The organism is Synechococcus sp. R55.2 (genome assembly GCF_047462075.1).
GTDB lineage: Bacteria > Cyanobacteriota > Cyanobacteriia > Thermostichales > Thermostichaceae > Thermostichus.
Genome location: NZ_JANSIH010000031.1, coordinates 21,572 through 36,965, shown reverse-complemented (window position 1 = coordinate 36,965; position 15,394 = coordinate 21,572). Strand labels below are relative to the sequence as shown.

Below are 15,394 nucleotides of genomic sequence, written 5' to 3'. Positions count from 1 at the left end.
CCCCCCCCCCCCCCCGCCCCCCCCCCCCGCCCCCCCCCCCCCCGCCCCGCCCCCCGCGAGGCTTTGGCGGCTGGTGGGCAGAGCAAAGGCAGCAGAGCTGGGAGATTCCGGCTGAGCAAGAGCAGGGACAGCCCAGAGCAGGCTCAACAGTAGGCCACAGGGGGCAGAACAGGCAAGGTTCAACTGGGATCCCGCCGAGCCCGTCTGCTGTTGAGGAAGTTGAAGCGGATCCCTGGCTCCATTTTGCATCGCCATCGTGCGGTCATTCTCAACATCACCCCTAGCAGTATCGCAAAATGAAGGACAAAGATAAGACGGTTTTCCGCAGGCTCGCTGGCTGCCCTGTTCGGGCCAGTGGAAGCGAGTCCTCGCATTTGCCCCTGCAACGATGAGGCCGACCTGCGTCTGCCAGGAGCTCCGAGCACGGGCGGGACTCCTCTACACTCAGCAGAGACGCTTGGATTGAGACCGAGTCGATTTAGATTTAGACTCAGTTTAGAATGGTGGGGCCATCTGTCCGTGATGGCGGGGGTGGGTGTTGTGGGCGATGAAAGGGGGCAAGGTGGCAGACTCTCAGAGCACGCCCAAGCAAGGGGAGACCTCTTCCGGTCGGGATCGGGCCTCGCGGCCGAAAAAAAGTAAGCCAAGCCCTTCTGCCCAGTCCGGGGATTTGGGAACCTCAGAAGCAAGAGCGCGGCCAAAACAGGCCGATAGCACTCCGCGCCGTGCGGAGCAGCAGGAGATTTTACAAGATCACCCTTCTGGCTTGAACCCGCCCAAAAATCTCTCTATACTGCAGGGAACTTTATCATTTGCTCCCGCTTCTTCATCTCTCCTTCAATCTATGTGTGCTCCCTCTTCAGGTGACTCGGATCCCATCCTTTCAGAGACTCATGCGGGCTGTTCAGCATCCGAACCGGATCCCAGCACGGAGCGCCATTTGGCCCTGAGGCAGCAACAGCCCTTGGAGAGCCGTCTGCTCAAAGCCGAAGCCGAGCTCCAAGAGCGGCGAGTTCTTCAGGAACAACTGCAGGCTTTGCACCAGAAGGTGGCCGAACAAGAGAAGGCGCTGCAGGAGCGGGAGCATCTCTTGCAACAGTTGCAGCAGACTTTGGCGGCTCAGAAAGTCCAGATCTCGGATCAGGAAGCTCAGCTTGCTGCTCGGCAACGCTTAAATGAACGGCAGCGGCAGGATATCGAGGCCCTGCAGGAGCAGATTGAGCAGCTACGCTTGGCCCACGCTCAGGAGCGCCGTCAATGGGAACAGCGCCAGCAGGAGCTGCAGGCCTCTCTGCTGGAAGCCCAGGATGTGGCGGAAAAGCGGGTGGAAATGCTGCAACGCTTTAAGGCAGAGCTTTCTCTGGCCCGCACTCAAATTGCCGAAACTCAAGCGGAGCTGAGCAGCCTGCGAGCTTTGTACAGCGACCAACAGGCAGCCTGGCAGGAGCAACGGGAACACCTCGAGGCCCGTTTGGCGGGCTATGCCGAGACGGAAGCCGAGGCCGAGCAGCGCTGGCGGGAACAACGGCAAGAGCTAGAAGCAGCCCTGGCCGAAGCCCAAGCTCAATTGGCGGCTTTGCAAGCTCAGCAGGAGCATCTGCGCCAGGGATCCCGGGAGCAGCAGCAGCTTCAACAGCAGTGGCAGGCCCAGGCCGAAGCGCTGCAAGTGGCCCTCTCTCAAGCCCAGGCGGAAGTTACCCGTTGGCAGCAAGAGCACCGCCATCTGCAGGAACAGTACGCCCAAGCCCAGCAGCATCTCTCCGCCATGGAGCGGCAGTTGCAGGCTGCCTTGGAGCAGTTGGCCGCCCAACCCGACTGGCAGCCACAGTTGCGCTCTGCGCAGGCAACCATTCTCCATCTGCAAGAAGAAATTGCAACCTTGTCCACGCAACTGGAGAAGCAAGCAGAGCAGATCAAAGCCCTGCAAGGGGAGCGTGCTGCCCTGTGGGAAGAAAACCGCTCTCTCCGAGAAAAATACGAGCAGCAGCAGATGCATGTGCTGAGCTTGAAGGCGGCTTTGGAACGCAAAGGCTTGGATGTCCCACCTCGGGCCGATACCTCCAGCGCCCTCACGCGAACAGAGTCCCTTGGCCAGGCTCTGTCTCCAACCCCTGCTGCCAAGCCTACAATTCAGCCCCTGGCCCAACCTCTACCGTCTCGGGCCAGCAAGCGGGCGGTCGATCTGCCGAGGTTTCTGCCCCGTCCGTGAGGGATCCCGTGTTGCAGCCTGTTCCTCCCCGCTGGCTGGAAGTGTGGGTGGATCATCCCCATTTGGGGGGTTGCTTTACCTATCGTGTGCCAGAGGGATCCGCGCCAGAAGCGGGCGACCTGCTCAGCGTACCCTTTGGTCAGCAAATGGCGGGGGCAGTGGCCTTGGGTTGGCGCTCCGAGCTGCCGGCAGGGGTGGATCCGCAGTCGGTGCGGGAGATCGAGGCGGTGGTGGCCAAAGGGATCCTGCCCAAAGAATTCTGGCCCCTGCTGCAGCGGGTGGCCGACTATTACCTCACCCCTCTGGCCCAGGTGGTGCGCACGGTATTGCCCCCCGGCTTGCTCAGCCGTTCTCAGCGGCGTGTCCGCTTGCTCAGGCTCCCTGCCGAAGGGGAGGAATGTTCGCCGGCTGCCCAAACCCAGCTGCAGCTGCTTCAGGCCAAAGGGGGAGAGCTGTCTTGGCGCTATGTGCAACAGCAGGTGCCCACTGCCGCCCTCGCCCTGCGGGAACTGCAGCGACGGGGTTGGGTGGAGAGCTTTTGGCAGGAGCAACAGGGGGGCAGGGTGAAAACCCAGCTGGCCGCCAGTCTGGCCGACGACTCCCCAGAGGGGCTGAGCCTCCCTCAGCAGAAGGCGCTGCAGATCCTCAAGCAGAAGGGGGGAGAGCTGCTGCTCGCCGAGTGGGAGCGCCTGGCAGGAGTGAGCCGAGCGGTTCTGCAGGGGTTGGCCCGCAAAGGCCGTGTCCACCTCTACGAGCGCCCACTGCTGCGGCTGGGAGATGCCAGCCTGCCGGGGTGGCGGGATCCGCCCAGGCCCTTGACGGCCGCCCAGGCCCAGGCGGTAGAGGCGATCCGGCAAGCTTTGGGCCGGTTCCAGCGGTTTTTGCTGCACGGGGTCACCGGTTCTGGGAAAACGGAAGTGTACCTGCAGGTGATCGCCCAGGTGCTGCAGCAAGGACGGTCGGCGCTGGTGCTGGTGCCCGAGATCGGCCTTACCCCGCAACTGATGGATCGGTTTCGGGCGCGGCTGGGATCCCAGGTGTGGGCCTACCACAGCGGCCTCTCGGAAGGCGAGCGCTACGACACCTGGCGGCAGATGCTGTCCTCCACCCCCCAAGTGGTGATCGGCACCCGCTCGGCGGTGTTTGCCCCCTTGTCCAAGCTGGGCCTGATCGTCTTGGACGAAGAGCACGACGACAGCTTCAAGCAGGATCAGCCCCAGCCCTGCTACCACGCCCGTCAGGTGGCCGAGTGGCGGGCCGAGCTGGCCGGTTGTCCCCTGGTCCTGGGCAGTGCAACCCCAGCGGTGGAAACCTATGCCGCCCATCTGCAGGATCCGCAGCGGTGGATCCGGCTGGCCCTGCCGCAGCGCATCCCCCAAGCTGGGATCCCGGCCACCCTGCCCCAACTGGAGCTGGTGGACATGCGCCAGGAGCTCCAAGCCGGCAACCGCAGCATCCTCAGCCGCCGTCTACACCAGGCCCTGCAGCAGACGCTGGACAGAGGGGAACAGGCCATTCTCTTTGTCCCCCGCCGCGGCCACAGCACCTTCGTCTTGTGCCGTAGCTGCGGGTTTGTCCTCACCTGCGAGCATTGTGATGTTTCTCTCACCTTTCATCTGGCCCATCTCGGCGGGCAGGAACTGCGCTGCCACTACTGCGGCGCCCGCCAACCCCATCCGCAGCGCTGCCCCGCCTGTGGATCCCCCTACCTGAAGCACTTCGGCACCGGCACCCAAAAAGTGGTGGAAGTGCTGCACCAGCATTGGCCCCAGCTCTCGATTTTGCGCTACGACAGCGACGCCACCCGCCGCAAGGGATCCCATCGCGATTTGCTGGAGCAGTTTCGCAGCGGCAAGGCCCAGGTGCTGGTGGGCACGCAAATGCTCACCAAAGGGTTGGACATTCCCCAGGTGACCTTGGTGGGCGTGATGGCCGCCGATGGGCTGTTGCACCAAGCCGACTATCGCGCCGGCGAGCGCAGCTTTCAACTGCTCACCCAAGTGGCGGGGCGCTCGGGCCGGGGATCCCTGCCGGGACGGGCGATTGTCCAGACCTATCTGCCGGAGCACCCAATTTTGAGGGCGGTGCTGGCCCAAGATTACGAGGGCTTCTTGCGGGCAGAACTGCAACAACGGCGAGAGGGGGGCTATCCTCCCCACCGAGCTTTGATTTTGATCCGCTTGAGCAGCACCCGCCTGGAAGCCCTGGAGCGTTATTGCCATCGGGTGGCCGAACGCCTACAGGGGATCCCAGCAGAGGTGTTGGGGCCGGGGCCAGCTCAGGTGGAGCGGGTTGCCGGACGCTACCGCTGGCAGATCCTGCTGAAGCAACTGCCCGACCAAGATTGGGATCGCCCGAAGCTGGCTGCGCAGATCCAGGCCGCAATTGGCCATCCCCCCCAAGGGATCCGCGTCAGCCTGGATGTGGATCCCCTGCGGATTCTCTAGGAACAGTTGACCCGGCGCGCGGCAAGCCCGCCGATCCCGCGAGATCTTCCCGCGAGATCTTCCCGCGAGATCTTAAGGTAGTCTGGTTTCGGGGCCACCCGTATCCAACTCAACTCTGGCAAAGCATGGCTGAAAACCGGACTGGCGCGTTTATTGGTGGGCTGTTGCTGGGAACTGCTGTGGGCACCGCCATTGGCCTGCTCTTGGCTCCCCGCAGCGGACGGGAGACGCGGCGACTGCTGAAGAAATCGGCAGAGGCCCTGCCAGAGGTGGCAGAAGATGTGACCAGCAGTCTGCAATATCAATCGGAAAAGTTGTTCGACGCTGCCCAACGCAGTTTGGATGAGGCTCTGCTGCGGCTGCAGCAGGCAGTGGCGGTGGGCAAAGAAGCCATGTTGCAGAAGCGAAGGGAGCTGCTCCAAGCCCAGAACTCGCGTCCCTTTGGCGGGGAAGAAGCTGACCTAGAAGCTCGGGATGGGGAGGAGGCGGCGGGATGAACGACCCGGTCTTTTGGCTCGGCCTCTCGGTAGGCCTGGTAGCAGTGGGCATTTTGGCAGTGATCCTGACCCTACTACCTGCCGTCATTCAACTGGGTCGAGCTGCCCAGAGCGTGGAGCGCTTTTTCGACACGCTGCTGCGGGAATTGCCGCCCACGCTGGAGGCCCTGCGCCTGACCAGCCTGGAAGTGAGCGAGATTGCCGACAGCCTCGACGAAGGGGTGAAAGGGGCTGGGCAAGTGGTGAAGCAGGTCAACCGCTCCATCGAAGGAGCACGCACCCAAGCCCAGGGCGCCCAAGTCAATATCCGCAGCTTTTGGGCAGGGGTACGGGCAGCCTGGCAGACGCTGTCCGGCGAAGTGCCCCCCACCACTGGCGCGATTCACAACCCGCGGCTGCGCCCATCCGACCCATCCAACCGTTCTTTCTCCGCTGCTTCATCAACACTTCCCCTGGGAGGTGACCGCCCTTTTGCCGGCGGAGCCACACCAGAGGGATCCCAAGCCGCTGCCCAATCTTCCCGACCGGACATCGCCAATCCCTAGGCGTTCCTCAGGATCTTCTGAAAGACAGGCGTAGGAGGCTGGGGCTCTTGCCCGGGGGGAAGCTGGCCCCAAGTCGCATCGGGATCCCAGCGCAGTTGCAGGGTGTCGGCGAGGGAGAACCCCAGCTGCTGCAGGATCTTGAGGCTGAGAGCGGGAATGAGGGGGGAGAGCAGGACTGCCACCCAGCGCACACTTTCCAGAACGGCATAGAGGATCTGGGCCACCCGTTCGTTTTGCCCTTGCTTGTGCAGCGTCCAAGGAGCCTGCTCATCTAGGTATTTGTTGCTGGCCTGGGCCAAGCTGAGGGCCTTGCGGGCGGCAGAGCCGGGATCCATCCCCTCGTAGGCCGCGGCCACCAGAGGGGCAAGGGTCTCGGCCAAGGTTTTGAGAGGGTGGTCAGCCGGGATCCCAACTGCGGGAATGCGGTAGTCCGGTTGATATTTCTTGAGCATGGTGAGGGTGCGGTTGAGCAGATTGCCCAGATCGTTGGCCAGATCGGCGTTGAGCACGTCAATAAAGCGGCCCTCGCTAAAATCGCCATCCTTGCCCAGCTCGATTTCCGTCAGAAAGTAGTAGCGCACGGCATCGGCGCCGTATTGCTGCACCAGCTCAAAGGGATCCACCGTGTTCCCCAAGCTTTTGCTCATCTTGAGGCCATCCTTGGTGAGAAAGCCGTGGCCAAACACCTGCTTGGGCAGGGGCAGACCGGCCGACATGAGCATAGCCGGCCAGTAGATGGCATGAAAGCGGACAATATCCTTGCCCACCAGGTGGACATCCGCAGGCCAGTAGCGGCGTAGGGCATTTGCCAAGGTGGGCTCGTCGTCAGGATCCAAAGCAGCACTGATGTAGTTGATGAGGGCATCAAACCAAACATAAAGGGTTTGGCCGGGATCTGCCGGGAAGGGGATCCCCCAGGAGACACTAGGGCGAGAGATGGAAAAGTCCCGCAGGCCCTGCTTGACAAAGTTAATCACCTCATTGCGGCGGCTTTCTGGTTGGATAAACTCCGGCTGCTCGGCATAGAGGGCTTCCAGCTTTTCCTGGTAGCGGGAGAGGCGAAAAAAGTAGTTTTCTTCATCTTTCCACTCCACTTTCTTGGTGGGGTGCAGAGGGCAAAACCCACCTTCTAGCAGCTCCGCCTCGTCTTTAAACTCTTCGCAGGCAACGCAGTACCACCCCTGCTGCCGCCCAACGAAAATATCCCCCTGATCCCAAACCCGCTGAAAAAACTCCCGCACAATGGCTTTGTGGCGAGGGTTGGTGGTGCGGATAAAGCGGTCGTAGCGGATGTCTAGCAACTGCCAAAGCTGGGCAAACTGAGCCGCAATCTCGTCACAGTGCTGCTGAGGGGGAATGCCGCGCTCTTCGGCGGTGCGCTGGATCTTCTGGCCGTGCTCGTCAGTTCCCGTCACCATCAGCACATCCTTGCCCCGCAGGCGGTGGTAACGGGCAATGGCATCCGCCACCAGGGTGGTGTAGGCGCTGCCGATGTGGGGAGCGGCGTTGACGTAGTAGATGGGGGTGGTGATGACAAAGGTGGAATCCGGCATGAGCATCCGCAAGGCTTTCTCCCATGATAGAGGTTGCCGGAAAGTCCAAAAGGCTAAGCCAGAGCGTGGGTGGGGAGAGGCTCATTCGATGAAACTTCAGGTTAACCTTCCGGGGTGGAGCAGGGTAGCCTTGGGAGCAGGGATCCTGGGCGCCGGAGCGGCTCTGGCCCAGCCCTTGCCGGAAACCCGCATCCCCTGTGAGATCTTCATTGCCGGGGGTGGGCTGGGGGGGGTGGCGGCGGCCTATGACGCGCTGCAACTGGGCCGGCAGGTGTGCATGACGGAGATCACCGATTGGATCGGGGGGCAGGTGAGCGCCCAGGGAGTCTCCGCTTTGGACGAGCGACCCCTGCAGCGAGAAAATGACATCTTCCCCAAAGGCTACAGCGAGTTTCGCCGGCGGGTACGGGAAAAATACGGCGGGGATCCCAATCCGGGCAAATGCTGGGTGAGCGTGCTCTGCTTTTCCCCTCAGGTGGGCCACCAGGTGATTCGGGAGATGTTGGATCCCTATCTGCAGTCGGGGCAGTTGCGGCTGTTCACCGAGACGGTAGTGAAGGATTTGGAGATCAAAGACTCTCAGATCCGCAGTGTGCAGGCCATCCGCAACATCCCCAAACACGCCGGCGTCCAGCCAGAGAATCGAGGGGATCTCTCCAGCTACTTTCTCGATTTTTATCGTCTAGAACCCACCGAGGACTGGGACAAGGAGATCCTGCGCTTTGAGCCGCCGCCAGAACGCCAAGACAAAACCCTGCCCTGGGTGGTGATCGACGCTACTGAAACCGGCGAGCTGCTGCCCTTGGCGCGGGTGCCCTACCGCCTGGGAACTGATGGCCAAAGCCGCTGGGAACCCAGCTCCAAGCCCTACGTGGATCCCTACTGTACCCAGGGCTTCACCTACACCTTTGTCATGGAGCGCTTCCCCGTGCCGCAGGTGCCGGTCAAGCCGGAGTTCTACAACGATCCCCTGCACGGCCCCTACTACAGTTACGAACACCCTCGCTTCAACTTTGCGCTGATCTTCACCTACCGCCGCATCCGGGGGCAGGTGTTTGGCTTTGGGGAAGAGGCCATTCGGGTGGGGGATCAATCCATGCAGAACTGGACCTGGGGCAACGACTGGCGCATCACCGGGCCGGAGATGAACCTGATTCTCACCCACGAGCAACTGCAAGCCTCAGGCCAACTGGATCCCGGCGGCTGGATGGGGGGCTTGCGGGTGGAAGCCCTGCGGCGAGCTGAGCAGCATGCCAAGGGCTTTTTCTACTGGCTGGTGGCGGGAAGGACGGATTTTCTCCTGCAACAGGAGGATCCCAACTTTCAAAAAGACTTCTACTTGCGCTATGCCTACCTACGGGGGCCCAATACCCCCATGGGAACTGCCAGCGGCCTCTCCAAGTACCCTTATATCCGCGAGTCGCGGCGCATCATTGGTCGGCCCAGCCTCTCCTACCCAGAAGGATTTACCATCTACGAGTCGGACATCACCACGCGGGAATCGGAGTTGAATCGTGGTCGCCCCTTTATCTTCTACGACTCAGTGGGGGTGGGCCAGTACCCCATCGACTTTCACGATTGCCTGCTGCCGGATTTTTCGCTGCCTCCCAGCAACAATAAAGACTCGCAAGCGCCCAGCTACCCCTACCAGATTCCCCTGCGGGCTCTGATCCCCCAGCGCATTGACAATCTGCTAGCCGGCAACAAAAATATCGCCACCAGCCGCATTGCCAGTGCCTCCTACCGGGTGCATCCGGTGGAATGGGCCATTGGCACCGCCGCCGGCCACACGGCCCACTTTGCCCTAGAACGGGATCTGATCCCGGCAGAGATCGTGGAGGAGCCGCTTTTGGATTTGCGGCTGTTGCCAGCTCTCCAGGACCAAATCCAGAGCTTGGGCAACCCCATTCAATTTCCTGGCACCACCATCACTGCCACCGATTGGGCCCAATCCCGCTAGCCTAGAAAGGCAGGGTTGGGAGTTGACCGGTGGATCCCGTTGGGGTTGGACTTGTGGGCTGGGAGATGCTTCGCCCCTCTTTATGGGCCGCCACGGCTCTGTGGGGCTTAGGGCTAATGTGGGGGTTTTCGCCGCTGCATCAAAAGCTGCAGGAGAGCTGGGAAAAGCAATTGCTATGGGATCCCAGTGGAGCTTTGGCTTCCTTGCTGAGCACCCTTCCCTTTTTGCTGGCAGCAGGCTTGGTGGTAGCCCTGACGGAGATCTCCTTGGGCAAAAGCTGGGCCGTCTCCTGCGGCCTGATCGCCTGCGTCGGCGGAGGCCTCTATGAACTGGGCCGGCGGGACAATGCCAGGTAACTCAAGCGCTCCGTGTTGTTAACGCAACTACCCCCAGTCTCCTCCCCTAGGGAGCGGATAAGCAACGCCAAGTTAGAGCGGCTTCAAGCGATGACCCCCCTCCAAGAAGCAGCAGAAGCAGCGGCCAAGCTGCTGGTATTCCGGGACATCTGCACCCACCCCCTAGCCCTAGCCTGGCAGGAGCTAATCCAGCAGTTGATGAGTGGGGATCCCTTGCCTTGCTGGGCGGCCTACGGGCGCTGGTTTGAGCTTTTGGCCCGGCAGGGCCTGAGCTGGCGGGAGTGGCTGATCCGGGAGATCCGCTGGGCCGATAACCCCTTTGCCCGTGCAGCGCTGCAGCCCCAAGGGATCCCAGAGCCTCTTATGCAGGCTGCCCGCCACGACCTGCGCTGTCTGCAAACCCTAGCGGACAGTCAGGAGACCATTGCCGAGCAGATGCAGGCGTTGGGGTTGGGGATCCCCTGGCCGGATGAAAACAACAGCAGCTTCGGCTGGGATCCCCGCCCTTTTGCCGATTGGGGCCTGAGCCTGGAGGACTTGATTGCCCACTATCGCCGAGAAGGGGTGGGAATCTGTGCTCGCTACTGGGCCTTTCGCTGGGGGCCAGCAGGGCTAGAAGGGATCCCTGCTCCCGATCTGCCTGACTGGGAGGAGATTTACAGCTACGAACGGCAGAAACGGCAGTTGGCGGCCAACACCGAAGCGCTGCTGCGGGGAGATCCGGCCCTGCATGTGTTGCTCTACGGGGCGCGGGGCACCGGCAAGTCTTCTCTGGTGAAGGCGTTGTTGCGCCGCTACGGCCCGCAGGGGTTGCGCCTATTGGAGCTGCGACGAACTGACTTGGTTCAGTTGCCGGAGATTTTGGCAGAGCTGCGGGCGCAGGTGTTGCCTTTTATCTTGTTTGTGGATGATCTCTCCTTTGAGGCAGAGGAAACCGAGTTTAAGCAGCTCAAGGTGCTCCTGGAGGGAGATCTCGTCGCGCCGCCCCTCAACGTGCGTCTTTATGCCACCAGCAACCGCCGCCATCTCATCCGCGAGTTTTTCGGCGACCGACCCAATCCCCAAGATCAAGAAGTTCACGCCTGGGATACCGTACAGGAAAAGCTGTCGCTGCGGGATCGCTTCGGCCTCACCCTCACCTTCACTCCCTTCACCCAAGGCGATTACCTGGCAACCGTAGAACACCTGGCGCAGCGGCTAGGTTTCACCCAATCTTTGGATGTCCTGCGCCGCCAGGCCCTGATCTGGGCACAACAGCAAAACGGCTTTTCCGGTCGCACTGCCCGTCAGTTTTTGGATGCAGTTCGGGCAGGGCTGGTGAAGGACAGCGATGGACTATAGAAGCGATAGAAGCCATGGTCGCGTCAGCGTTGGGTAGCAACATCGATCCGGCCAATCTGGATCAGACGGAAGCAAGCCGAGGCTTGGCCCGCCTGGGGATCGATGTGGGGGGCACCTTTACCGATCTGGTGCTCCTGCGCGACGGCCAGATTCAGACGGCGAAGGTGCTGTCTACCCCCAGCCCTGAGGAGGGAGTCTTTGCGGCGCTGGACAAGCTGGGGGCGCTCCAAGGAGAGCTCCGGGTTGACCTGTTCTGCCATGGCATGACGGTGGCCACCAACGCGCTGCTGGAGCGCAAGGGATCCCCCACCCTGTTTTTGACCACGGCGGGCTTTCGGGATGTGCTGGCCATTGCCCGTCAAAACCGCCCCTCTCTGTATGACCTGACACAGCCCAAGCCGGAGCCAGTGGTGCCCCGCCACCATTGCCTGGAGGTGAAGGAGCGCTGCAGCGCGGGCGGAGTGTTGGAGCCGCTCACCGATGCCGAAATCCGGCGGGTGGTGCAGGAGGTGGGGGAACGGGTGCAGCGGGATGGGATCCGCGCTATTGGGGTGGGGTTTTTGTTTTCTTTTCTCTACCCGGAGCACGAACAGCGGCTGGGGACGGCCTTGCGGCAGGCTTTTCCCGATCTGCACCTTTCCCTGTCTTGCGAGGTGGCGCCGGAGTTCCGCGAATACGAGCGCTTCAGCACCACCGCCATCGATGCCTACCTCAGCCCGGCACTGGCGGGCTACCTGCACCGCTTGGCCCAAGGATGTCGGGAGCGAGGGATCCCCCAACCGTTGATCATGCAGTCTTCCGGCGGGGTGACCTCCATCCCTCAGGCGGCGGCCCATGCTTCGGTGGCTTTGCTCTCAGGGCCGGCAGGCGGGGTTTATGGGGCGGCCTATCTGGGTCGCCTGAGTGGCTACCCCCACTTGCTCAGCTTCGACATGGGGGGAACCAGCACGGATGTGGCCTTGATCCAAGATGGGATCCCCCAGGTTACTCCTGCAGCAGTGGTGTGCGGCTTGCCCGTGCAACAGCCCCAAATTGATATCCACACCGTCAGTGCCGGCGGCGGATCCCTGGCCCATTTGCTGCCCGGCGGTGGGCTTCAGGTGGGGCCAGAGAGTGCCGGATCCAACCCCGGGCCGGCCTGCTACGGTCGGGGGGGAAGGGCTCCGACGGTTACCGATGCCAACCTCTGGCTGGGGTACCTGCCGGATGGCGGTCGGCTGGGCGACTCGGTGCAGCTACGGCAGGGGCTAGCGGAACAGGCTATTGCCACGCTGGCGGATCCCTTGGGCTTGAGCTTGCAGGAAACTGCCGTTGGCATTCGCACCTTGGCGAATGTCGCCATGTCGCGGGCCTTGCGGGTGATCAGCGTGGAGCGGGGTTTGGATCCCGCCGATTTTGCCCTGTTGGCCTTCGGCGGAGCCGGGCCCATGCATGCCTGTGCTTTGGCAGAAGAGCTGGGCATCCGCACGATCTTGATCCCGGCTGCCTGTGGGGTGCTCTCGGCGCTGGGAATGGCTTTGGCAGATCTGCGGCGAGACTATCGGCGGGCCATCCTCCAACCTCTGCGGCAGCTCACGTCCGCTTCAGGGGGATCCCTGCTGGCCCAATGGGCAGAACCCCTGATCCGCCAGGCCCAAGCCGATCTGCAGGATCCGGCGCTGCACTTCAGCTTGGACTTGCGCTATCGCGGCCAGTCTTTTGAGTTGGAGATCCCGGTGCAGTTGTCAGATCCGATTCCTCATCTGGAGCAACAGTTTCACCAGGCCCACCGACAACGCTATGGATGGCAGGATTTGGCCCAGCCGGTGGAGGTGATTCAGTTGCGTCTACAGGCGGTGCAGGCCCTACCCACCGTGCCTTTGACTGCACCCCACCCTTTGCCAGGGGATCCCCTCAAGGGTCGGCGAGAGGCATGGTTTGGGGGCAGGATGTGCTCGGTGCCGGTCTACGATCGGCAGCGCATGGATGTGGGGTTTCAACTGCGCGGGCCGGCAATTGTCGAGATGCCGGAGGCAACGGCGGTGATCGAAGCCGGTTGGACAGGTGTCATTGACGAAGTGGGAACCCTAATCTTGAGCTGTGTTCGCGATAGCGGGACAAAGTCCTGGTGAGTCCATCCGCAAGCAGAGCGTCATGGTCATTTCGATTCAAACTAGGATACTGTGCCCACACCCAAAACGTTGCTCGCGTCGGCGTTGCGGAGCAATAATGCAGGGGGCCAGAAGCTCACCCTAACCTGAAAGACCACAGCAGAGCTTGTTTTGAGAGGGAGAGGCAGGTGCTCCAGATCACCTTGACGAATACCTTCACGATTTTTGCGTCCAGATGGGGTGTTGCTTGTTTTCATTGGGCAGGGTCTAGATAGATGGACTGGCCTCTGCAGCCCTTGCCCTGACTGGATTTTCGCGATTTCCCTCAAGGGCGGACGATGGGACTCGAACCCACGAATGGAGGATCCACAATCCTCTGCCTTAACCGCTTGGCTACGCCCGCCGCGATTCCGGCTATCTAGCTTAGCATGGGAAAAACGGGACTGAACCACAGAGGTCGAAGCACCCCAAATGCTACCCAGAGCCGATTTGTTGCAAGGGGCAGAGTATCGAGAAACCTTGGCACGGGTCTTGGATTTGGGAGAGCAAGCCCTCAAGACCTGGCAAGTGGTCTGGAGCGACTTCCTTTCCCCACCCGAAATAGCGGAGGTGCAAGCTCGGCTGCGCAACTTGACCGAACTGCAAGTGTGGGCTTGGGGAGGGTACCCTCAAGCAGAGCGCCAGCGCTTGGCCCTAGCTCGCTCTGAGGTGGGCCTAGATGTCCGGGATCCCAAGCCCGACCAAGAAGGGATCCCATTGGCCGCCATTCAGATTCAGGGCAACTTTCTCTTCGACCCGGCTACCCACCGCGATTTTCTGGGAGCCCTTTTGGGAGCCGGCATCGCCCGCGAGAAAGTGGGAGACATCCTTGTGTTGGGAGACTCAGGCGCCCAGGCCATCGTTGTGCCCGAAATGGTGGACTACCTCGCCCTAAACCTGACGCAGGTGCGCACAGTGCCTGTCAAAGTAGGTCGGATCCCCCTGAGCCAGTTGAACATTCAGCCCCCCCGCGTCAAATCCATCACCAGCGTGGAAGCCTCTTTGCGCCTGGATGCGGTAGCCTCAGCCGGGTTTGGCATCTCCCGCAGCAAGATGGTGGAAGAAATCCAACGGGGGGAAGTGCGGGTCAATTGGAAGCCCATTACCCAAGCCAGCTACACCGTTGGCCCTCAGGATTGGATTGCCATTCGCGGTCGTGGTCGGCTGCAAATCGAAGAGGTAGCCGAAACGAAAAAAGGCCGCTTTCGAGTGCAAATGACGCGGTATCTCTAGGTTTTTCTTGCCTGAGTTTTGGGAGATCGTTATGCTCATTTTGGTTCAAACTAGGATACTGTGCCCACACCCGAAACGTTGGTCGCGTCAGTGTTGTAGAGCAATAATGCATAGGGCCAGAAGTCTTTTCAAGGACTCCGTCCCGCTGGCGCGATCAGTAGCTCAGGTGTCCACCCTAATTTGAAGCGACTGCAGCTTCAAGAAATGCTCTAGAAAAAAGAGAAAAAGGCCCAGGGATAAAGCAAATACTCCAAGTAAAACAACTTCCAGATCAGTTGATAATAGCCAACGATCGCATCTCGGCGGTTGAGATCCAGATGAACACCATAGCCCAAGAGGATCCCCAGCCCCAACACATGGCTCACCAACAGCCAGAGGCCGTTGCCCGCAAGGAGAAAAGAGATCCCCACCCCGATAAATCCCAGATAGCACAAGGCCAAAATGCTAATGCAAAACCTTGAGATCCGCCCTGGCCCAAAGCGCAGCGAGAAGGTGGCAATGGCAAACTGGCGATCCCCCTCCATGTCGGGAATATCTTTGAAAAGGGCGATCACCAGCCCAAAAATCGACATAAACCCCGTCAGCCAAACAATCGGGGCTGAAAGCTCGACCCTTCCCTGCATCACCTGCTGAAAATGGCTGTAAAGGCCCAAATTGACGATCAAGCCGCGCACGCTGTAGATGCAAGCCGAGGCCGCCAGCGGAAAACGCTTCAACCGCAAGGGGGGCAACGAATAGGCCGTGCCGATCCCATTGCTCAAAAGCACCGTCAGCAGCAGATAAGGGATCCCGGCCATGGCCAGTAGGACGGACGCCACCCCACAACCCACGACGATCCCCACCCCCTGTCGCCAACTCAGGGATCCAGCAGCTAAGGGCAAATGGGGCTTGTTGATGCGGTCGATTTCAACATCCGTCAGTTGATTCAAGCCGACGATGTAGACATTGGCCGCCAGACAGGCCGCCCAAGCCCAGACCAACTGGGGCAGCGCCGAGAGAACCGGTTGCAGGGATCCGGCAGCCACAAACCCCGCCAACAGGTAGAGGCCCACCACGCTGGCGCTGGTGCCGTAGACGGTGTGGGGTCGAGCAAAACGCCAGAGAACTTGTGGGCGCAACATCAA

At 61.3% G+C, this 15,394-nt stretch carries 11 protein-coding genes, 1 tRNA gene and 1 pseudogene; 9 read left to right on the top strand and 4 right to left on the bottom strand.

Features of this window, described 5'->3' with window-relative positions:
• Positions 1–255, bottom strand: a pseudogene (locus NW838_RS01145) (hypothetical protein); the annotation flags it as partial.
• A gap of 589 nt (positions 256–844) precedes the next feature.
• On the opposite strand from NW838_RS01145, the gene NW838_RS01140 reads away from it, so the two are divergent.
• The 4 genes from NW838_RS01140 to NW838_RS01125 all read left to right on the top strand — a co-directional run bounded on the left by NW838_RS01140 (position 845) and on the right by NW838_RS01125 (position 5,698).
• Entirely contained in the window at positions 845–2,209 is a 1,365-nt protein-coding gene (locus NW838_RS01140) for a hypothetical protein (RefSeq protein ID WP_414427329.1), read from the top strand.
• A 41-nt stretch (positions 2,210–2,250) separates the two neighbouring features.
• Complete coding sequence (gene priA / locus NW838_RS01135; protein WP_414427331.1) at positions 2,251–4,656, top strand: primosomal protein N'; 2,406 nt, start codon at positions 2,251–2,253, stop codon at positions 4,654–4,656.
• A gap of 125 nt (positions 4,657–4,781) precedes the next feature.
• Complete coding sequence (locus NW838_RS01130) at positions 4,782–5,153, top strand: YtxH domain-containing protein (protein WP_011433806.1); 372 nt, start codon at positions 4,782–4,784, stop codon at positions 5,151–5,153.
• A complete protein-coding gene (locus NW838_RS01125) occupies positions 5,150–5,698 on the top strand; it encodes a hypothetical protein (protein ID WP_011433807.1) in 549 nt (182 codons plus the stop codon). The genes NW838_RS01130 and NW838_RS01125 overlap by 4 nt, the downstream gene beginning before the upstream one ends.
• On the opposite strand, the gene metG is transcribed toward NW838_RS01125, so the two are convergent.
• Positions 5,695–7,251 carry a methionine--tRNA ligase gene (metG, locus tag NW838_RS01120; protein ID WP_414427330.1) on the bottom strand — a complete coding sequence of 519 codons (1,557 nt, stop codon included), beginning with the start codon at positions 7,249–7,251 and terminating at the stop codon, positions 5,695–5,697. The two genes, NW838_RS01125 and metG, sit on opposite strands and share 4 nt — an antisense overlap.
• A gap of 88 nt (positions 7,252–7,339) precedes the next feature.
• On the opposite strand from metG, the gene NW838_RS01115 reads away from it, so the two are divergent.
• The 4 genes from NW838_RS01115 (at position 7,340) to NW838_RS01100 (ending at position 13,019) form a co-directional block, all read left to right on the top strand.
• Entirely contained in the window at positions 7,340–9,211 is a 1,872-nt protein-coding gene (locus NW838_RS01115; protein WP_414427328.1) for an FAD-dependent oxidoreductase, read from the top strand.
• A 65-nt stretch (positions 9,212–9,276) separates the two neighbouring features.
• The gene (locus NW838_RS01110) at positions 9,277–9,567 is read left to right on the top strand and encodes a hypothetical protein (RefSeq protein WP_011433810.1); all 291 of its coding nucleotides are present in this window, start codon (positions 9,277–9,279) and stop codon (positions 9,565–9,567) included.
• Between the two features lie 90 nt (positions 9,568–9,657).
• Entirely contained in the window at positions 9,658–10,908 is a 1,251-nt protein-coding gene (locus NW838_RS01105) for an ATP-binding protein (protein WP_414357364.1), read from the top strand.
• Between the two features lie 14 nt (positions 10,909–10,922).
• Positions 10,923–13,019, top strand: coding sequence for a hydantoinase/oxoprolinase family protein (locus NW838_RS01100; RefSeq protein ID WP_414427327.1), 2,097 nt, complete (start codon positions 10,923–10,925; stop codon positions 13,017–13,019).
• A 309-nt stretch (positions 13,020–13,328) separates the two neighbouring features.
• Here NW838_RS01100 and NW838_RS01095 read toward each other — a convergent pair.
• Positions 13,329–13,401 (bottom strand) — tRNA-His (locus NW838_RS01095).
• Positions 13,402–13,469: 68 nt separating this feature from the next.
• Between NW838_RS01095 and NW838_RS01090 the strand changes: the two genes are divergently transcribed.
• Positions 13,470–14,270: a photosystem II S4 domain protein gene (locus NW838_RS01090; protein WP_414427326.1), complete on the top strand. Its 801-nt coding sequence runs from the start codon at positions 13,470–13,472 to the stop codon at positions 14,268–14,270.
• Between the two features lie 209 nt (positions 14,271–14,479).
• Here the strand turns inward: NW838_RS01090 and NW838_RS01085 are convergent, their stop codons facing one another.
• Entirely contained in the window at positions 14,480–15,391 is a 912-nt protein-coding gene (locus tag NW838_RS01085; RefSeq protein WP_414427325.1) for a homogentisate phytyltransferase, read from the bottom strand.
• Between the last annotated feature and the right edge of the window lie 3 nt (positions 15,392–15,394).